The sequence below is a fragment of the Aquimarina sp. 433 genome (assembly GCF_054054605.1).
On record NZ_JBSWZK010000013.1, the window covers coordinates 23,338 to 43,726 of the forward strand.

Below are 20,389 nucleotides of genomic sequence, written 5' to 3' on the forward strand. Positions count from 1 at the left end.
GGTATAAAGATAGTGCTTTATCGTATACTTTATTAGCTATTACTGCTGTATTTATGATCTTTTTGAGGGTATGCACAAAAATATTAAAGCTATTAATTTTATTTTTTTTTGAATTTAAAATACTATATTCCTCAAGGAATCATACTTTTTGGAACCAAATAAACTACTTTCGCACAAAAAATGATATAGCAGTGACTTTTAAAGATTTAAACTTAAGTACACAACTCCTCAATGCTCTTGATGATATAGGATTCGAAACCCCCACTCCTATTCAGGAACAAGCATTCTCTGTGGTAATGTCTGGTAAAGATGTTGTGGGTATTGCGCAAACAGGAACTGGTAAAACATACGCTTATATGTTACCAATTCTAAGAATGCTAAAATATTCTGTTCAGCAAAACCCAAGAGTTTTGGTTTTGGTTCCAACTAGAGAATTGGTAGTACAGGTTGTAGACGAAATTGAAAAACTATCTAAATATATCAATGTACGAATTGCAGGAGTTTACGGTGGAACGAATATAAATACTCAAAAACAGATCGTATCAGAAGGACTAGATATTATTGTTGCTACACCAGGGCGTCTATATGATCTTGCCGTAAGTAGAGCATTACAATTAAAATCTATTCAAAAAGTAGTTATTGATGAAGTAGATGTGATGTTAGATTTAGGGTTCAGACATCAATTAATGAATATTTTTGATGTACTTCCACAACAACGTCAAAATATTATGTTTTCTGCAACCATGACCGAGGATGTGGACAAATTGATTACAGATTTCTTTAGAAAACCTATAAAAGTATCCATTGCTAAAAGCGGTACTCCACTAGAAAATATAAAACAACATGGTTATAAAGTTCCTAATTTTTACACCAAAGTAAACCTCTTGGAACACTTACTATCTGATACAGAAGTTTTTCATAAAACGATCATTTTTGTAGGTTACAAGAAAATAGCCGATCGACTATTTGAAGCATTGGACCAAAAATTCCATGATGAAGTTTGTGTGATTCACTCTAATAAAACACAAAATTATCGATTAAGAAGTATTGAACAATTTAGGGAAGGTGAAAATAGAATTCTGATTGCCACAGATGTAATGGCCAGAGGATTGGATATCGAAAATGTAAGCCAAGTAATAAATCTTGATACTCCTGAATATCCAGAAAATTATATGCACAGAATTGGAAGAACTGGACGTGCCGAAAAAAAAGGAGTTTCTTTTGTGCTTACTACAGAAAAAGAGGAAGAATATCTAGAATCCATTGAAACACTAATGGATATGAAGATTGAACAATTAGATCTTCCGGATAGCATTGAAATTTCGGACCAATTAACTCCCGAAGAACAACCTAAAGTAAAGGAAATATATAATCCTCATAAACGTCCTAATGATGAAGTTGGAGCTGCTTTTCATGAAAAGAAAGACAAAAACAAAAAAGTAAATCTAGGAGGTAAATATAAAAGGGAAATTAAAAAGAAATACAAGAAACCAAAGACCAAAGGAGATAAGACTTTTAACCTAAAACATAAGAAAAGGAAAAAGTAATACTAAAATGGCTTCAGTTTTTGGACATGCGCTAACGGCTTATGCACTTGGAACAAGTTTCAGTGAAGAATTAAGAACCAAAAAGCTTTGGATCCTAGGAATACTTTGTTCTATACTTCCAGATGCTGATGTTCTAGGTTTTAAATTTGGTATTGCCTACGAAGACTTCTGGGGGCATCGAGGATTTACCCATTCATTTATTTTTGCAATCCTGTTTGGTATTTTAATTACCGTTATCTTCTATGGCAAAAAACTAACTTCTAAAACAGGATTATTTCTTATCCTTTATTTTAGCATATGCACCGCTTCTCATGGAATTTTAGATGCCATGACTTCAGGAGGTTTAGGAATTGCTTTCTTTTCTCCTTTTGATAATAATCGTTACTTCTTTCCATGGCGACCTATCCAAGTTTCACCAATAGGTGCCAGTAGATTTTTTAGTGTCTGGGGAATTAAAGTATTGTTAAGCGAACTTTTATGGATCGGTATTCCATCAGGTTGTTATATATTAGCTATGAATATTTTAAAAAGAAAAAAGTCCTCCTAATTCATGACTAAACAGCGACTAAGATTTATTTCACCTATTTTATTCGTTCTTTTTTTATGTTGTAAATCCAAAGAAGAAGGAAAACATATAGAGGTTTCCCCAAACTTAAAACTTTCTAAAGTAAACGATAATGGCTATGTCCATATTTCTAAAATTTTCTTGGACAATGGTAAACAATATAATTGTAATGGATTTGTATATGTAAATAACGACGAAGCTTTTATTTTTGATACACCTGCTAATGATATTGCCACCGAACATTTAATCAAATGGCTTCAAGACGACAAGAATGTAACCATTAAAGGAGTTGTTTTTAATCATTTTCATAGAGATTGCCATGAGGGAATGGACATCTTTAAAAAATATAATATCCCATCTATTGCTTCTAAACATACAGCCGAACTAATGAATCAAAAGGAATATGAAAGTCCAGATCAGGTATTTGAAGATTCTATTGTATTACATTTAGGTGATAAAAAAATAGTGAATACTTTTTTTGGAGAAGCACATAGCGAAGATAATATTGTCTCTTATTTCCCAGATGATCAAATTCTATTTGGGGGTTGTATGGTTAAGAGCCTTAAAGCTTCTAAGGGAAATCTAGAAGATGCCAATACCGATGAATGGTCTCATACTGTAAAAAGAGTAAAATCGAAGTATCCAGAAGTACAAACGGTGATTCCTGGTCATGGAAAAATTGGAGACATTACGTTATTAGATTATACTATTTCCTTATTTCAGAAATAATTAACCGATTGAAATAAGCTATAAAAGCAAACAGATGAAATCCACCACAAAAGAAACTTCTAAGAAAAAACCAAAAGTTAGCATAATTACCGCTTTTAAAACTATAATATGGCCCAGAAAAAATCTGGTATTCATAGGTTTGATTTTAATCGTTTTTAATAGAATTGCCGGACTAATTTTACCATGGAAAAGTAAAGCTTTGTTAGATGAAGTGATTCCTTCAAAAGATCTCGGCTTATTATACGAACTATTAATCATAGTGGGTGTAGCCATATTAATACAAGCAACTACCTCCTTTCTATTAACCAGAATTCTTAGTGTACAGGCGCAATATCTAATTTCTGAATTAAGAGCACAGGTACAGAAAAAAGTTTTATCATTACCAATCAGTTTTTTTGACAATACTAAATCAGGTGCTTTGGTATCAAGAATCATGAGTGATGTTGAAGGTGTAAGAAATCTAATCGGAACTGGTCTGGTACAAATGGTAGGTGGAATATTCACTGCTTTAGTTTCTTTGGGGATTCTGATTTATATAAATCCTTGGATGACACTTTTTGTGCTAGTTCCCGTAAGTCTTTTTGGAATTGTAGCACTTAAAGCATTCAAATATATCCGTCCTATTTTTAGAAAACGCGGACAAATTAATGCTGAAGTTAAAGGTAGACTAACAGAAACCTTAGCAGGTGTGCGAGTGATTAAAGGGTTTGGTGCAGAAGAACAAGAACATAAAATTTTTGAGAGTGGTGTTGATCGCTTATTCCAAAATGTAAAAAAGAGTTTAACTGCAACTGCCCTGATGACCAGTTCTTCTACTTTTTTATTGGCAGGCATTGCATCTACAGGTATTATGGGAATTGGTGGATATTATATGATGCAAGGTGAAATGACAACAGGTGATTTCTTATTCTTTACTATGGTTCTGGCATTTATGATCGCGCCGATCGTACAAATGAGCAATATTGGTTCTCAATTAACCGAAGCGTTAGCAGGTTTAGACAGGACTGAAGAGTTAATGAATATGGATCCTGAAGAAGACGCAGAAAAACGAACAATCCTGCTAGATACTATAAAAGGAGACATCCTGTTTGATAACGTATCCTTTTCTTACGAAAAAGGTAAAGAAGTATTGCACAACATTAGTTTTGAAGCACCTTCGGGATCCGTAACAGCATTAGTAGGAAGTTCCGGTTCGGGAAAATCAACCATAGCTGGGTTGTCTGCTACTTTTTTAAATCCGGAATCCGGTTTAATCACTATAGATGGTAATGATATCTCCAAAGTTAATTTGAGTAGTTACAGAAGGAATTTAGGCGTTGTATTACAAGATGAATTTTTATTTGAAGGTACGATTAGAGATAATATTCTTTTTCCAAGACCTGATGCTACCGAAGAACAATTACGGCAAGCCGTAAAAGCAGCTTATGTAAATGAATTCACAGATCGATTTGATGATGGTTTAGATACCTTAATTGGTGAACGAGGAGTAAAACTATCTGGTGGTCAGCGACAACGGATTGCTATAGCACGAGCTATTCTTGCAGATCCAAAAATCATTATTTTAGATGAAGCTACTTCTAATCTCGATACAGAAAGTGAAGCTTTAATTCAGAAGAGCCTTAATGAATTAATGAAAGGTCGCACTACCTTTGTAATTGCACATCGATTAAGCACTATTAAAAAAGCAGATCAAATTTTGGTTATAGAGGCCGGTCATATTGCAGAAAGAGGGAATCATGATGAACTTATTGCTGCAGAAGGAAGATATTTTGATCTTTATACCTATCAGGCAAGGATCTAAAATTATTAAAACTTTCCTAAATCTGTTAAAAATCAGGTAATCATTCGACCAAGTTAAAAAAGTTGAATGAAAAATATTCTAATATTGTGTATTGTACTTTTTAGTATTAAGGAAATAAATGCTCAGAAAGTTGTACAAAAAGAAGGATATGAGTATTTCTTAGATTTTTTTACTTCTTCAGATCTAAACACCCATAATACCGCATACACTTATATCGATTACAACTGGAAAGAAAGTTTTGAAATACTTGCGATAGAGACTCTTTACTTTTTAAACAACACAAAAACTTCAACCAAAATCCTATCGTTACTAGAGAAAGAGACTGAAAAAAATTATGGTTACGATTTTAATGCATGGTATGAATATATTTGGAATAAGGCTCCAGCTTATAATTCTAATTATTACAAATTTAAAGGAACATTACATCACTACATCGATTACAAATTTTCAAGATATTTTTTAAACAGAGAACAACAATCAACGATTCGATTGGATGAAGTTCGTTGGGGAGGTGTCGTACAAGACGGTATTCCACCTCTTAGAAATCCTCTAATGATTACTGCAAAACAAGCTACGTATTTAAAAGATGATCATATTGTTTTTGGCATCGCTGTCAATGGTGATGTTAGAGCATATCCTAAACGTATTTTAGCTTGGCATGAAATGTTTACAGATACTGTTGGAGGAATTCCATTAGCAGGAGTTTATTGTACACTATGTGGAACCGTAATAGTATATAAAACAAATAAAGACGGAGTACAATACGATTTAGGAACTAGTGGATTCTTGCATCGTTCTAACAAACTGATGTACGATAAAGAAACTCAATCGCTTTGGAATACCTTATGGGGAAAACCCGTAATAGGTCCATTGGTAGGAAAAAATATTGAATTAGAATATCTCAGTGTGGTTACTACCACCTGGAGAGAATGGAAAAAGAGACATCCAGAAACATCTGTACTATCCTTACGTACAGGACATCAAAGAGATTATAATGAAGGTGTAGCATACAAAGATTATTTTGCTACGGATAATTTAATGTTTAACATTCCTAAAAAAGATAAAAGGCTTAAAAACAAACAACAAATACTAGCCATTAGACTTCCTGATCAAACAGAAGAAAATTTCGCGATTTCCTCCAAGTTTCTTAAGAGAAAAAGAATATTTAAACATACAATTAGCAACAATAACTTCACGGTATTTACTGATAAATCAGGAGCGCATAGAGTATACTTCACAGAAGATGTTGAATTCACAGATTATGATAAAGGTATTGAAGCGACTGATAATAATGGTAATACTTGGCAACTCACAGAAGATGCTTTGATACATACAACTACTAAACAAAAATTAGCACGCTTTCCTGCCTACAATGCCTTTTGGTTTGGATATCAAGCTGCTTTTCCAAATGTTACTCTAATTAAATAGGTTACTTAAGATCTTCACTTAGTAGTATTAGATCCGTATCTACAAACTCCCTAAAATTATCTTCGGAGGGATGACCTACAAAAGGGGCGTGAAAAAAAGAAGGAGTATCATTTCTCCAGATCATGGCATAGGTAATACTGCTACTTCTGATAGCTTTATACAGACTATTCGTCCACCAATCAGTCTGAGTTACATTTTCTATCCCTGTTTCGGTAAGTGCAAATAGCATATTTCTTTCGGTAGCAATGTCTTCAACAATTTGTAAATTTCGTAGAGCACTTTGCAAAAAATTACCATTTTTAAAATCATATACATCTACGCCCAGCATATCTACATATTCATCTCCTGGGTAGTTTCTCATATACTCTTCTGCACTAGAAACCCAATTTGGCGCATAGATATAAATCAAGTTATGTACATCCAAATCTTCAGACAAAATCCTTACTGTATCCTTATATAATTGCTTGTACTCCTCTGTAGTTCTGAAACCTTCTCCCCAATAGAAAAAATTTCCATTCATTTCATGCCAAGGTCTAAATAATACAGGAATTGGATTTCCTTCTGAGTCTTTAATATTTTTGAAAACTCTTGCTGCTTTTGCCAGGTTATCTAAAAACTTGTCTCTGTACTTTCCTCCTTCTAACATATCAGGTACTACTGTTGTTAAAACACCTGCGGAATTATTTGGGTTTACCATATGCCAACTCATAGTAATGATACTACCATTGTTATGAGCTTCTATGACAGCATTTGTGAATTTCTCAATAAAATCATTTATAATAAATTCATTCTGAAGGCTTATCAGTTCTAGATCAAATCCAACGATAGCTGGATAATCTTGAGCTACTTCTAAAAAATCCTCGTCTAATTTATCTGGCATCGGAAAGTTATTACCAGTACCGAAAGGAGCTTGTTGACCAAAGGCAATTCCGTTTTGTGTTAATTCTATAAGTCTATTGTATAAATCTTTGGCTTCATCGCATAAATCATTATCCGCAAAAGAACCATCGTTAGTGATTAAAGGTGGAATTCTTTCTGCGTTAGGATCGAATAAACTTTCTTCTTCTGTAGAGCAACTTAATAAAAAGAAGGAAATAATTATAAGAAAGAATCTACCCATACTTTTTATAGTCGAATATATTCTAAAACCTTACATCGAGCTATTTTAAAAACATTATTTAGTCATTTTTTGAACCTTAGCAAAATAAATAAAACCTCGACCTATTAGTTAGTGATCAAGGTTTTAAGTTTCCAAATACAATTCTTACTTTCCTGTAAGTGTATGTTTTTGAACTCCTTCTTCAAATATCATTTGATTTTCATATAGAGATTAAAGCTATCCATCTCTTAAGTCTATTTTCTTTTGAAATTCACTTTGTTTCCATTTAACTCCAACACCATTTCATTCTCAGTCGGATGAAAAAACAAAGCCGCTCCTGCTCTATCAGAAATAAATTTATGATTACTATACCCTTTTAATGGAAATGTAGGACCATCTTTTGCGTCTGCTATGAGCACAGTATTTTCTTTAGTAATGGTTATCTGAAAAGGAAATGATTCGCTTACATAAACACCTAAATATTGGTCTAATTCTTCAGTTGTAAATTTTAATGTTTTCTCGAACTTAGGAAGTTGATAATTATTATTATAATAACTATCCAACACATTAATAATGATACTGTTTGGAGACATTACTACTCCATTTCCTATGTAGGAAACTGCAATTTTTTCTTCTGGCAAATATAATGTAAGCGACTGAAAACCATCAATACCTCCATTATGACCATAAGCTTGTTTATTAAAGAAAGTTTCTCCACTGATTCCCATCCCCATTCCTTTTGAAATATCCATCATTTTATCTAATGAATTTTTTGCAACCAATCTACCAGAAAAAAGATTCTCATAGAATACATTTAATTCTGTAGGAGTAGAAACAATTGCTCCTGCACCGATAGGAACACTCATGTGTGTTTCATTCTTCACCATATTCCAATTATCTTCTTTTAGCACATAAGATAGGGCTTCGTTATTTTTAGAGTTAATTTTTTTACCGTAGGCAGTCCTTTTCAGATCTAGTGGTTTGATAATTCTAGCATGTAAAATTTCTGCATATGTTTTGCCTTCTATTTCTTCAGCTATGTAAGAAAGTAATAAATAATTGGTGTTAGAATATCTTGTCTTAGCACCTGGTTCGAAATTCACCTTTCTCTTTACTAATCTTTCTAACATTTGTTCTCTAGTATTTGGCAAAATCATCCAAGTTAAAAAGTCTTCATCTTCGGTTAAATTAAATAAACCACTTCTATGTCTTAGTAAATGTTCTATGGTGATCTTACTTGCATTCGGTATTTCCGGAAAATAAGTGCTCAAGTAGGTATCTAAACTTAATTTTTGTTCATCTACCAACTGCATAATTAACGTAGCTGTAAAAGTTTTTGTAATAGAACCGATACGATACTTCGTATTTTTATCAGGCTTTATTTTATTCTCTATATCAGCATATCCTATGGAATTAGCATATACTTCTTTTCCATTTTGAAATATGGAAATACTACCCATTCCTTTATTATTTTGATCGATGATGGTAAACAAGCTGTCTAATTTTGTTTTATTGAAATTCTGTGCGGTGATACCTAAACCGATCAAAAGGAAAGGTATAATGATCATTTTTTTAATCATATCATACATATTTTGTTTGGAAATGAAGTAAGCAAGATCCTTCTCAAAAGATTATTTTGATAGCAACTTCATTATGTATTTAAGTGAAATGTTATTATGAAAAGAATCAAACAAATAGATACTTGTTTGATGAATAAAAACGGTTATTCCGATTCTTTAGCAATCCAAGTAAAAATTATAGAGGCCGATCTTGAAACTATAAAGACAAGAAAACCAAAAATTGGAGGTAATGCAGAAACCTTTAGTCCACCAGCGAAGATAGGTGTGGATATATTGCCAATTTCTTCTAATTGATCAAACATTCCTACAATACCAATTAGTTGTCCAAGCATTCCCCATACTAAAGTTAATAATCCAATTGAGTTTAGTAATTGAATATTTTTTTGAAGTCCTTTCTGCTCATTTCTCAAAGAAATAACTCCTCTAACGATAAGAAACAATACCAACAAAAGCATCAATAGGATAGGGAACATAAAAAACATTCCTCCTTCTTGCAATCTCGCGAAGAATGTAGAGAAAAAAGACCTGCTTTCAGATTGTAAAAGAAATAGTGATATCATAGTAAGTAATTTTGAATTAAACATATTCAAAACTAGTTTCTAAAGTAAGAAGAATATTTTTTTTGCGCTTATCTACCAAATTCGTTTCGTATTTAGCTTGATTCGTATAGTGTTCAGAAAACAACTATGTAATTTTGTTATAATAAGTACTAATTCCGTTATTCATCCAAAAATACTACTTGAAAGATAAAAAATACTGATATTGTACTTAAATATGATTTCTAAAGATACGATTCTAAAAAAACTAGCTACCATATTACTACATTCCATATTTTGGACAGTAGTACTGTTTGGGTATACCTATTTTTTTGGTTACAATACAGAGGATATCAATTACGTATTTTCTTTTTCGTTATTTCTTATGCCTGTTACCATAGGAACTACGTATACAGTAACAGATATTTTAATTCCACAATATTTAATAAAAGAGCGATATGCACTATTCCTACTTTATTGTATTTATACTTTAATCGTATCAGCTTTTTTTATCGTTATCTCCTTCTTTTATGGTCTTATCTTTTTATCCTCACTAAAATATGAAGGAATGGCTCCAATGACAAGAAGTCCATTTTTTCTGTTTGTGGCTGTATATTTTGTTGTTTTCATTGCCAGTGCATTAAATCTGGCTCAACACAATTATAAATCAACCACAGCGAATCAGGCACTAAAAAACAAAATTTTGGAGGCTCAGTTAAAACTGAAAGAACAGGAACTGAACTATCTAAAAATGCAGATTCATCCACACTTTTTATTTAATACATTAAATACCTTATATGGCTTTGCTTTAAAAAAATCTGAGGATACTCCAGAGATGATTCTAAAATTATCAAACCTTTTGGATTATCTACTCTATCAATCCGATAAACCTCTAGTACAATTGCAGGATGAGATAAACCATATAGAAGATTATGTTACATTGGAAAAAATGCGTTTTAGAGATGTATTAGATATTTCAACAGATTTTCAAGATATTAATACCAACATTCAGGTAGCACCTATGCTGTTTATTCCTTTTGTAGAAAATAGTTTTAAGCATGGACAAATTATCGATCAAAAACTATCCATTCATATGAGTTTAACATGTAAAGATCATGAGATTTATTTTTCTATAAAAAATTCAACCCTTCCAGGCAATAGTGGCGATCATAAAGGAATAGGATTAAGTAATATCAAAAAACGATTAGCATTAGCATATAAAGAGCATCATTCTTTAGAAATTACTGAAAACAAGAATTGGCATATTGTAAAATTATATCTAAATACTAAAAACACTACAGCTTATGAATCCTAAAATATCTTGCATCATTGTCGATGATGAACCTACAGCAAGAGATATTATTGCTAGCCATTTAGAAAAAATCGATCTCATAGATGTGGTTGCTGTTTGTGCTAGTGCCTTAGAAGCTTTTAATTGTATTAATGCTAATAAAATAGATTTGATTTTTTTAGATATCAATATGCCTGAAATATCTGGAATATCCTTTGCCAAATCGATTAATAAAGAAATTAAAATAATTTTTACTACCGCATATCGAGAATATGCTATTGACGGTTTTGATCTACATGCTGTAGATTATCTTTTAAAACCAATTTCTTTTGAAAGGTTACTAAACGCAGTGGATAATTATTTTGAAATACATCACAAAGTTTCCAATACTACTACTGAAGAGATTCAATCAAATGATTTTATGTTTGTTAGGTCAGATAGAAGGATGAAAAAAATAGATTTTTCGGAAATTATTTATGTAGAAAGTTATAATGATTATCTAAAAATTCATTGTGATAATGCCACTATAGTAACCAGAGAAACTATCAGTAATATTGAAGCAAGGTTACCTGTGCAACAATTTATGAGAACCCATAGATCTTTTATCATTGCAATCAAAAAAATTGATTCTTTTTCTAATGAAGAATTGGTACTCAGTAATAAATCAATTCCTATCAGTAGAAATTACAAAACTCAAGTTTTAAATAGGTTAGAAAACATCTAATTCTAACTAAAGAAGATTACTCTTTTGAGATTATCTATTCTTTCTTTTGCAACATTTTTTAGGGGAAAATGTCATTTAGAAAACTTTAAAACTTTTAGAAATGAGAAAACTATTATTAATGCTACTAACCGTAATTCCTCTATTTACCTCTTGTAATAAAGATGATGATGATTCGTTCCGCAACAAACAATATACATTTACAGAAGTTAACAATTCTGGTATCTCAGGAGTAGTAATGATAAGAGAAGTCGGTGCTGTTAATGCAGAAAGTGCAATTACCATTTTCTTAGAAGGATCTAATGAATCAGATTCTTATTTTACCAATGTATATACAAACTCTGTTTCTGAAGAAGGAGAGATTATCATACCATTAGAGCAATTTGATTCTGAAGGCTATAGTAATACTTACGTTAATGGTTTATATCAAAATGAAGAATGGGATCCAGAAAACCCAATTTCATATGATGAATTAATAACATTTGATGGGCACATTCTTATTCGTTTAAACGGAATTGATGGTCCGGTAGTTGCCACAGCAAACATTGGCAGTAATGCGAACTAAAAGGTAAAACAAAAAAGCGAGCACTGAGCTCGCTTTTTTATCTATATTCTTAAACTTTTACACGTGTAAAGCTCTATTATCTGTAGCAGCTAATGCAGCCTCTTTGATAGCTTCGGTAAATGTTGGATGTGCATGAGACATTCTAGAAATATCTTCTGCAGATGCCCTAAATTCCATAGCAGTTACAGCTTCTGCAATAAGATCTGCACAACGTGCTCCTACCATATGAACACCTAGTACCTCATCCGTTTTCTCATCTGCTAAAATCTTTACAAATCCATCAAGATCTGCACTAGCACGAGCTCTTCCTAGCGCTCTAAATGGAAACTGACCAGATTTATAAGCAATCCCAGCTTCTTTTAATTCTTCTTCCGTTTTACCTACAGCCGCAACCTCAGGCCAAGTATAAACAACACCAGGGATAAGATTGTAATCAATATGCGGTTTCTGACCTGCTAGTGTTTCTGCAACAAAGACACCTTCTTCTTCGGCTTTATGTGCTAACATCGCTCCTTTTATTACATCACCAATTGCATAAATATTACTAGCTGATGTTTGTAAATGATCATTTACTTCTACTTGTCCTCTATCATTTAGTTTAACTCCTGCTGCTTCAGCGTTTAATCCATCCGTATATGGACGTCTCCCTACAGAAACTAAACAATAATCTCCTTTAAACTCCACTGGATTTCCTTTTTTGTCATCCGCAGTAATAGTCACCTGTTTCGCTGTTGCCTTTACTCCTGTTACCTTATGCGAAGTATAAAATTTAACCCCTTGTTTCTTAAGAACTTTCTGTAACTCTCTGGATAAAGCCTTATCCATTCCTGGAATAATTCTATCCATATATTCTACCACAGAAACCTCAGCTCCTAAGCGACGGTACACCTGCCCTAGCTCTAAACCAATAACACCTCCACCAATAATTACAAGGTGTTTAGGAACTTCTTTAAGCTTTAACGCTTCTGTAGAAGTAATTACACGCTTTTTATCAATAGTAATAAAAGGTAAGGTAGAAGGTTTTGATCCTGTAGCAATGATCGTCTGTTTTGCTTCTATAGTTTCTACAGAGTCATCATTTTTTGTAACGTTTATATGAGTAGCGTCTTTAAAAGAACCAATCCCCTCATAAACATCAATTTTATTTTTCTTCATTAAAAAATCAACTCCTCCTGTTGTCTGATCAACTACAGCTTGCTTGCGGGCAATCATTTTTTCTAAGTTAATCTTTACATCTCCCGGAATTTCAATCCCATGATCTGCAAAATGCTTTATTGCATGCTCATAATGATGCGACGAATCTAGTAATGCTTTACTAGGAATACATCCTACATTAAGACAAGTTCCACCAAGTGTTGAATATTTTTCGATTATTGCAGTTTTCATACCCAGTTGTGCACAACGTATTGCTGCGACATATCCACCAGGTCCGGAGCCGATCACGGCTACATCATATGTACTCATAAAGAGATTTTTATATTGTCTTATAAAATTTTTAGAATAACAAATGTACAAATGTTTTGCTTCTTACAGAAGTGAAGATCTTATCAAATTTTTATTATGAAAGCAATATTAGTAGTGGTTAAAAAGTTATACATTTAACACGTCGATTAGCTTTTCTAAAAATCATACTATTTTTTAAAAGCTTTTTGGATATATTTAAACAAAATAGCTATTTAATAATGCGATATTTATCTTCTCTTCTCCTCCTTGTTCTTATAGTTTTATGGAGTTCTTGTCGTAAAGATTTTGAGTCTGGTCCGAGTACTGGTAATCTGCAGTTTTCAACAGACACCTTATTTTTAGATACCGTTTTTACCAATATTGGTTCGAGTACGTATAGCTTTAAAGTATACAATAGAACTAATGATGATTTTACAATTCCAAGTATAGCATTAGAGAGAGGAGAAAGTTCTAATTATCGATTAAATGTAGATGGAATACCTGGAAAATCTTTTCAAGACATTCAAGTATTGGCTAAGGATAGTATTTTTGTCTTTGTAGAAACTACAACTGATATTACACAACAAACAGGTGATTTAGAATTTTTATATACAGATCGAATTTTATTTGATCCTACAGGTAGTCAGCAAGATGTAGATTTAGTAACACTAGTAAAAGATGCTGTATTTTTATTCCCCTCTAGAGATGATGATGGAATGGTAGAACAGCTTCCTATTGGCAATGAGGGTGATAGTATTGAAGGGTTCTTCTTGGAAGATGATGAGCTCAATTTTACCAACGAGAAACCTTATGTAATCTATGGTTTTGCGGCCATTCCACCTGATAGAACCTTGACTATAGATGCGGGAGCAAGAATTCATTTTCATGATCAATCAGGGATTATTGCTGCAAACAACTCTACACTCATAGTAAATGGTGAAGTAAGTTCGGATCCAGAGTTATTAGAAAATGAAGTGATCTTTGAAAGTGATCGATTAGAACCTGGATTTAGTGAGATTCCTGGTCAGTGGGCTTTTATATGGCTTACTGCTGGTAGTACAGGACATGTCATCAATCATGCTACGATAAAAAACGGAGCCGCCGGAATTATTATGGATTCTAACGACGGAGGTCCCGATCCTACATTAACTATTACCAATTCTCAAATTTATAACCACTCTGCTTTTGGAATTTTAGGAAGAACAGCCAATATCAGAGGTGAAAATTTGGTCATCAATAACGCAGGGATACATGCTATGTATGCTTCATTCGGAGGTACTTATAATTTTAACCATTGTACATTTGCGAACTATTGGAATGTAAGTTTTAGAGATACACCTGCATTGGCTATCGACAACATATTCGTAGTGAGAGATGAAGATGGAAATATTACAGAAATTTTAGCCGAAAATCTTGTTGAAGCTAATTTTACTAACTGTATCGTATATGGAAACGAAAACCTAGAACTTGGAATTACCAGAGCTGAAGGGACAACCTTTAATTATAATTTTGGAAATTCTCTTATACGTTTTAATGATTTCAATGGTCAGTTTTCTGACAATGCCTTATACGATTTCACTGATAATAGTTTGTTTAATAACGTTATTTTGAATGAAGATCCTAGTTTTAAAGCTCCTTTTGAGAATGAGTTGAATATTGGTGATGATTCCGCTGCAAACGGACAGGCCTCTACTCCAACTATGGGTACTGATATTTTAGGTACACCTAGAGATATGACCGCTCCAGATATTGGCGCTTATGAAAGTATTATTTTCGAAATGGAAGAAAATTAAATAAACATACTTCTTTTTTACTATGACGATATCCAAAAATAATGAACTTTTTATCTTAGGAACTAGTGCTCTCTTAATAACACTTTTCCTATTTTTTATAGATGAAGGTAATTATAATTTTAATTGGATAGAGGAACCTTTCGTTTTGATGATATTTGGAATCTATGCCATTCCGATTTTCTTAGGTCAGTTATTTATTTACAAGGTATTTCTTAAAAATAGTAAATCAACCAAAAAAATAGTGCTAAGTATATTTGGTGGCTCTATCATCGGAATAACAGCTACAGTAAGCATCTTGCTTAGTGGGATACTTACATAAAAAAGGAGATTAAAAAATTACTTTTGTATTCGGTAACTGTTCGTTTATTCTTTCTTTTTCATTTTCAGAAAAGTTGTTTTTATTAAGTTCTAAAACTTTTAACCCAGTAAGACCTTTTAAATTTTGAGGCATAAATTGAAAGTTGTTATTTCGTAATAGAAGTACTTTTAAATTTTGTAAAGAATCTACTGCAGCTATAAGATTGGAAAGCTGAAGTTTTGGATTAGCATCCAAGACCAATCCTTCGATATGATTCAATTTACTGATACTTTTAGGTATTTCCTTAATAGCGTTATTAGATAAAACCAAAATCTTTAATGATTTTATTTGTTCAACTATAGAAAATACTTGATCCAAATCAAGCTCTGGATTATCATTAAGGTGTAGCTCTTGTAATACATTACACTTAGAGAATTCTTCTGGTAATTCCTTTAGATTGTTTTCACTCAAATACAAGAAGTCTAACTTTTCTATTTGGGTTAATACTTTGCTGGCTTGTAAAATATCTAAATTTGGATTTTTAGCTAAATCAATCTCTCTTAGATTCGGCAATTCGCTCAAAATAGTAGGTATTTCATTAAAATCATTACCTCTCACATTTAATACTGTTAATTGGTTCATTTTATCAAACTCTGGTGGTAAGGAAGTTAATTTATTGCCTTCTACATTAAGAAGTTTCAATTTTGACAACCTTAGTACCTCATTAGGAATATTTTCTAAATTACAATCCTTAAGATATAATGATTCTAGTGTCATTAACCCATCTATAGATTCTGAAAACAAATCTAACTCTTCACAATCTAGAGATACACTAGTTAGCTTTTCATTTCCTTGTACCGCATCCTTTAAGATCAATTTTTCGGTGCTTTGAGCACTCATAAAGAATTGTATGCATATCAAACAAATAAGAAATAGTATTGCTCTCATTGCGTTATCCTTAACAAACATAAACTATACATTTTCCTTTGTATATCCTTTACGAACAATCATATAAGATATAACTCCAACTACCATCCAAATACATAATATACCAAAATTGGCTTGTAGTTTATATTCTCCAAAATCCATTTCGAATAACAATGTTAAAACACCATTAACACCTCCATGAGCAAAAACCGCTGGCCAAATACTTTTAGATTTAATTGTCAATAGCGCTAAAAAACTTGATACAAACACTGTATTTATAGGAAGAAAAATAAAAGCCCCCAAAATTGGATATTCTGGATAATTAAATCCATCTAAAACGATTGGTAAGTGCCAAAAACCCCAAACCAATCCTAAAAAGATAATTGATTTTAGCAAACTGTTTTGCTCTAATAATTTCTTTTGTAAAAAACCTCTCCAACCAACTTCTTCCCCAAATGCTAGTAAACTGGCAACTAAATTAACAACAAGCATTGTAATGAAAAAGTTAGCCCAGAAAAAAGAAATACTTTGATCTTCATTTCCTAAAAGCAAGGACAAATCTATATTAATAACCTTATTATCATTAATTAGGTATTCATGATTAATTCCCCAACCAATATTTTCAAATACTAATCTACCAAGTAACGTAATAATTATAGGAACAAGTAAACTTAATAGAAGATACCAAAATGTACGAAGTTTCCAATCAATATATTTTAAACCAACCTTATTTTTTACCAGATAAATGATGGTCCCAATACATGGAATGAACATAGCTAGAACCATAAAAGGTTGAAAAAACTCATACTCTTGTCCTCCATTAAGAATAATAAACATTTGTACTAAATATGTGGCTAACAATAAGAGGATAAGGTATATCCAAACACTTTTTTCTAATTTTATCATGGCTGTAAGTTTCTTATCTTTTTATCAATTATTATTCCGCTTTATTTGTGCTTAAAAAAAAAGGACTGTCTCTTATTCATAGAACTTCAAATTCTTATAAACCATAGTTTTATGGTTTTCTAGAAATGGTTTCAAAATTATTTTAAGGTTTTTTAAATATATGTAACTTTCCCTTCTTTATCCATCTTTACAAAACGAAAAGTAAAAATCATCAAAATTCAAACTTTTGAAATCTTATTTATTTACATCAGAGCGACTTGGCTTTCGTAATTGGTCCATAGAAGACTTAGACATCTTGCATACAGAGGTTAATAATGACGACGATGTTATGGAATTTTTCCCATATAAACCTACATTGGATCAAACCAAAGATTTTATTCTTCGAATGCAACAACATTATGAACGCACTAGCTTTTGCTATTTTGCAGTAGACTTATTAGAAAGCAAAGAGTTAATTGGTTTTATTGGACTTAGTGAACAATCGTATCTTGAAGAGTTAGGAACTTTTGTAGATATTGGATGGAGATTAAAAAAATCAACTTGGAGAAAAGGATTAGCAACAGAAGGTGCAAAAGCGTGTTTAGCATATGCCTATGAACATTTAAAATTAGAAGATATTTATTCTATAGCACCTGAGATAAATGAAAATTCTATAGCTGTAATGGAAAAGATAGGAATGAAACATCTAAAAGTTTTTGATCACCCTAAATTATTAGGTGATGTAAGGTTAAAAACATGTGCTCTCTACCATAAAAACATTAGGAACTAATATATCCCATATTTCTTTGCTACATTTAGGACTTTATATCGTTATTTATTTATATGAAAAACATAACCAATAAAATCCGAATTCTAGTAATTTTTTCGCTAGTGTTGCTTAACGTTAGTTGTGATCAGATTTCAAAAACTGTAGTAAGACAAACTATTGAAAAGGATGAAAAAATACACCTTTTTGATGACAACTTTGTATTAACCAAAGTAGAAAACACTGGTGCTGCTTATAGTTTAGGATCAGATCTTGCTCCAGTTCTAAAAATTATTTTATTACAAATATTACCAATTCTAGTACTACTATTTTTACTTAGACTTCTTATTATAAAAACTAATTACTCTAAAGAAACTATTGTAGGTTTTACTTTTATTATTGGAGGCGGAATTGGAAATCTTTATGATCGCATTGTTCATGGTTCGGTTACTGATTTTATGATCATGGATATAGGAATTATAAAAACTGAGATTTTTAATATGGCTGATGTTTCTATTATGTTGGGTTCCTTCATTATTTTAATCACTGCTTTGATTACCAAGAAAGATACTTTCTTTAGAGAAACTACGAATTAATATGGCTTGGATACAGGAAATCACTTTCGAAAATGCGAAAGGACAGCTAAAACGACTTTATGAACGAGTTAAAGGACCAAATAATAATGTCGATAATGTCTTATCCATTCATAGCCTAAGACCTCATACTTTAGTGGGTCATATGGGATTATATAAAAATGTATTGCATAATTCTAATAATACATTACCAAAATGGTATTTAGAAACGCTAGGTGTCTATGTAAGTTTTTTAAATCAATGTGATTATTGTGTCGCACATCATAGCGCGGGATTAAAGCGTTTACTTGCTGATGATCTAAAATTCGAACAAATCGCCAATTGTATTCAGAAAGATGACGCAGCTTCTTATTTTGATACAAAATACCTTGAAGGAATGCAGTATGCTAAAAAATTGACCTTATCCCATCATACTATTACAAAAATGGATATTGATTCGTTGAGAGATCATAATTTAACGGATGGAGAGATTTTAGAAATCAATCAAGTGGTAAGTTATTTTAATTATGTAAATCGTACAGTTGTCGGACTTGGAGTAAATACTGATGGAGATATCATAGGATTATCTCCAAATGATTCTAACGATCCAGATAACTGGGGACACTCTTAAAAAAACATCAACTAGGCTGATTGTGGATAAATATCAGTTCTCAAGAGGTTCCCTATATTTTACAATATCGATTCCTATTCCATTTGGATCTTCGATAGCAAAGTGTCTTTCTCCCCAAGGTTCATCTCTTAATCCAACTTTAATAGCTATATCTTTTGTTTTCATCTCTTCATATAACTGATCTAAATCATCCACTTCGATTGTTAGATACATACCTTGTCCCATAAAAGGTTTATGAAAAAATGGCTGCTGTGTCGGATGATTGGGTAAAAGAAAACTTAAAGTATCCCTAGCATTAGGTGTTTTGAGAAGAAGATAAAAATCATTTTCAAATTTTACAGCAAACCCCAATGCTTTAATGTAAAACTCCTTGGTCTCTTTTAATTTAGTTGTTAAAATACCAGCATTTAATCTCATTATAAAAAAGGTTTTAGTTGTATCCTAAAATTACAATATTCACCTTTTTTTGTTTATAGATTTAATCAATTATTAACAAGTAATGTCATTGCGATTTCAACCAGTCAGATTTTTTTAGCGTATAGAAGTTGAGTATTTCATTATCATATTCAAAAGTCTCCACAAACTGTAATCCCACTTTTTTTAGGACTGTATTAGACGCGATATGTTGGATTTCTGCTGCTGCACTAATTTCTTCAAGATTTAATTTTTCGAATCCATACTTTAATGAAGCTATCGCCGTTTCTGTGGCGATTCCGTTTCCCCAATATTTTTTTATAAGTCGATACCCTATATCGTAATAATTAAATTCCTTTCGTAATTCTTTCTAATATTTTAGACCAGACCAGCCTATAAAATCATTCGTTTTCTTATCTATCACTGCCCATCTGCCTATTCCATTGTCGATATACTGAGCTCTTATCATATCAATAACTTTTTGTGCCTCTTCTATGGTTTTTATAGGTCGTTTACCCAAAAACTCATGAACATCAGGATCAGAATCTAGTTCAAACATTCCTTTATCATCATATGTCTCAAGTTCTCTTAAGAAGAATCTGTCAGTTTCTACGTGTATTTTCATTTGATATACTTTACATTGAATCCTTTCAACACTTAGTTTGAATCATCTATTATGCTCTAAAACTTATTCTTACTCAATTTATTAATTATAATTTTATCATACTAAATTATTTAATGTTGTTTTTAAGAAGCTTTATACGCTACATTAATAAACAAAAAAAGCGTAACCTTGGG

Annotated in this window: 20 protein-coding genes and 1 pseudogene; 13 read left to right on the top strand and 8 right to left on the bottom strand. The window is 31.9% G+C overall.

Annotation, left to right across the window (positions count from 1 at the left end):
• The first annotated feature begins 191 nt into the window (after positions 1–191).
• The 5 genes from ACWNT5_RS21480 to ACWNT5_RS21500 all read left to right on the top strand — a co-directional run bounded on the left by ACWNT5_RS21480 (position 192) and on the right by ACWNT5_RS21500 (position 6,070).
• Positions 192–1,547 carry a DEAD/DEAH box helicase gene (locus tag ACWNT5_RS21480; RefSeq protein WP_456518539.1) on the top strand — a complete coding sequence of 452 codons (1,356 nt, stop codon included), beginning with the start codon at positions 192–194 and terminating at the stop codon, positions 1,545–1,547.
• Positions 1,548–1,554: 7 nt separating this feature from the next.
• Positions 1,555–2,094 (top strand): metal-dependent hydrolase, encoded by a 540-nt coding sequence (locus tag ACWNT5_RS21485; protein ID WP_456518540.1) that lies wholly within the window; start codon positions 1,555–1,557, stop codon positions 2,092–2,094.
• 3 nt (positions 2,095–2,097) lie between these two features.
• The gene (bla, locus tag ACWNT5_RS21490; protein WP_456518541.1) at positions 2,098–2,841 is read left to right on the top strand and encodes a subclass B1 metallo-beta-lactamase; all 744 of its coding nucleotides are present in this window, start codon (positions 2,098–2,100) and stop codon (positions 2,839–2,841) included.
• Between the two features lie 34 nt (positions 2,842–2,875).
• Positions 2,876–4,642: an ABC transporter ATP-binding protein gene (locus tag ACWNT5_RS21495; RefSeq protein WP_456518542.1), complete on the top strand. Its 1,767-nt coding sequence runs from the start codon at positions 2,876–2,878 to the stop codon at positions 4,640–4,642.
• A gap of 66 nt (positions 4,643–4,708) precedes the next feature.
• Entirely contained in the window at positions 4,709–6,070 is a 1,362-nt protein-coding gene (locus ACWNT5_RS21500; protein WP_456518543.1) for a DUF3179 domain-containing protein, read from the top strand.
• A 1-nt stretch (position 6,071) separates the two neighbouring features.
• On the opposite strand, the gene ACWNT5_RS21505 is transcribed toward ACWNT5_RS21500, so the two are convergent.
• From ACWNT5_RS21505 to ACWNT5_RS21515, 3 genes are all read right to left on the bottom strand, one after another.
• A complete protein-coding gene (locus ACWNT5_RS21505) occupies positions 6,072–7,190 on the bottom strand; it encodes a glycoside hydrolase family 26 protein (RefSeq protein WP_299602319.1) in 1,119 nt (372 codons plus the stop codon).
• A gap of 233 nt (positions 7,191–7,423) precedes the next feature.
• Positions 7,424–8,749 (bottom strand): serine hydrolase domain-containing protein, encoded by a 1,326-nt coding sequence (locus tag ACWNT5_RS21510; protein ID WP_299602322.1) that lies wholly within the window; start codon positions 8,747–8,749, stop codon positions 7,424–7,426.
• 143 nt (positions 8,750–8,892) lie between these two features.
• Positions 8,893–9,309: a MotA/TolQ/ExbB proton channel family protein gene (locus tag ACWNT5_RS21515; RefSeq protein WP_299602324.1), complete on the bottom strand. Its 417-nt coding sequence runs from the start codon at positions 9,307–9,309 to the stop codon at positions 8,893–8,895.
• 214 nt (positions 9,310–9,523) lie between these two features.
• Between ACWNT5_RS21515 and ACWNT5_RS21520 the strand changes: the two genes are divergently transcribed.
• From ACWNT5_RS21520 to ACWNT5_RS21530, 3 genes are all read left to right on the top strand, one after another.
• Positions 9,524–10,600, top strand: a complete 1,077-nt coding sequence (locus tag ACWNT5_RS21520) for a sensor histidine kinase (protein ID WP_299602326.1) — start codon at positions 9,524–9,526, stop codon at positions 10,598–10,600.
• Complete coding sequence (locus tag ACWNT5_RS21525) at positions 10,590–11,300, top strand: LytR/AlgR family response regulator transcription factor (RefSeq protein ID WP_299602329.1); 711 nt, start codon at positions 10,590–10,592, stop codon at positions 11,298–11,300. Before ACWNT5_RS21520 ends, ACWNT5_RS21525 begins: the two co-directional genes overlap by 11 nt.
• A gap of 100 nt (positions 11,301–11,400) precedes the next feature.
• Positions 11,401–11,862 carry a hypothetical protein gene (locus ACWNT5_RS21530; protein WP_456518544.1) on the top strand — a complete coding sequence of 154 codons (462 nt, stop codon included), beginning with the start codon at positions 11,401–11,403 and terminating at the stop codon, positions 11,860–11,862.
• A gap of 57 nt (positions 11,863–11,919) precedes the next feature.
• On the opposite strand, the gene lpdA is transcribed toward ACWNT5_RS21530, so the two are convergent.
• Positions 11,920–13,326, bottom strand: a complete 1,407-nt coding sequence (gene lpdA / locus ACWNT5_RS21535; RefSeq protein ID WP_299902131.1) for a dihydrolipoyl dehydrogenase — start codon at positions 13,324–13,326, stop codon at positions 11,920–11,922.
• 218 nt (positions 13,327–13,544) lie between these two features.
• Between lpdA and ACWNT5_RS21540 the strand changes: the two genes are divergently transcribed.
• The gene (locus ACWNT5_RS21540; protein ID WP_299902132.1) at positions 13,545–15,098 is read left to right on the top strand and encodes a hypothetical protein; all 1,554 of its coding nucleotides are present in this window, start codon (positions 13,545–13,547) and stop codon (positions 15,096–15,098) included.
• A 22-nt stretch (positions 15,099–15,120) separates the two neighbouring features.
• Complete coding sequence (locus tag ACWNT5_RS21545) at positions 15,121–15,417, top strand: hypothetical protein (protein WP_456518545.1); 297 nt, start codon at positions 15,121–15,123, stop codon at positions 15,415–15,417.
• 9 nt (positions 15,418–15,426) lie between these two features.
• Here ACWNT5_RS21545 and ACWNT5_RS21550 read toward each other — a convergent pair whose 3' ends face one another.
• Both ACWNT5_RS21550 and ACWNT5_RS21555 read right to left on the bottom strand, forming a co-directional pair.
• Positions 15,427–16,296, bottom strand: a complete 870-nt coding sequence (locus ACWNT5_RS21550; protein WP_456518546.1) for a leucine-rich repeat domain-containing protein — start codon at positions 16,294–16,296, stop codon at positions 15,427–15,429.
• Between the two features lie 72 nt (positions 16,297–16,368).
• Positions 16,369–17,229 (bottom strand): CPBP family intramembrane glutamic endopeptidase, encoded by an 861-nt coding sequence (locus ACWNT5_RS21555; RefSeq protein WP_299602344.1) that lies wholly within the window; start codon positions 17,227–17,229, stop codon positions 16,369–16,371.
• 226 nt (positions 17,230–17,455) lie between these two features.
• Here ACWNT5_RS21555 and ACWNT5_RS21560 point away from each other — a divergent pair, with 226 nt between their 5' ends.
• The 3 genes from ACWNT5_RS21560 to ACWNT5_RS21570 are packed head-to-tail and all read left to right on the top strand — an operon-like array spanning position 17,456 to position 19,177.
• A complete protein-coding gene (locus ACWNT5_RS21560; protein WP_299602346.1) occupies positions 17,456–17,998 on the top strand; it encodes a GNAT family N-acetyltransferase in 543 nt (180 codons plus the stop codon).
• Between the two features lie 53 nt (positions 17,999–18,051).
• Positions 18,052–18,570, top strand: a complete 519-nt coding sequence (gene lspA / locus ACWNT5_RS21565; RefSeq protein ID WP_299602350.1) for a signal peptidase II — start codon at positions 18,052–18,054, stop codon at positions 18,568–18,570.
• Between the two features lies 1 nt (position 18,571).
• Positions 18,572–19,177: a carboxymuconolactone decarboxylase family protein gene (locus tag ACWNT5_RS21570; protein WP_299602353.1), complete on the top strand. Its 606-nt coding sequence runs from the start codon at positions 18,572–18,574 to the stop codon at positions 19,175–19,177.
• 33 nt (positions 19,178–19,210) lie between these two features.
• Here ACWNT5_RS21570 and ACWNT5_RS21575 read toward each other — a convergent pair whose 3' ends face one another.
• Both ACWNT5_RS21575 and ACWNT5_RS21580 read right to left on the bottom strand, forming a co-directional pair.
• Positions 19,211–19,594 (bottom strand): VOC family protein, encoded by a 384-nt coding sequence (locus ACWNT5_RS21575; protein ID WP_299602356.1) that lies wholly within the window; start codon positions 19,592–19,594, stop codon positions 19,211–19,213.
• An 85-nt stretch (positions 19,595–19,679) separates the two neighbouring features.
• Positions 19,680–20,216 (bottom strand): annotated as a pseudogene (locus ACWNT5_RS21580) (GNAT family N-acetyltransferase).
• Positions 20,217–20,389 lie beyond the last annotated feature (173 nt).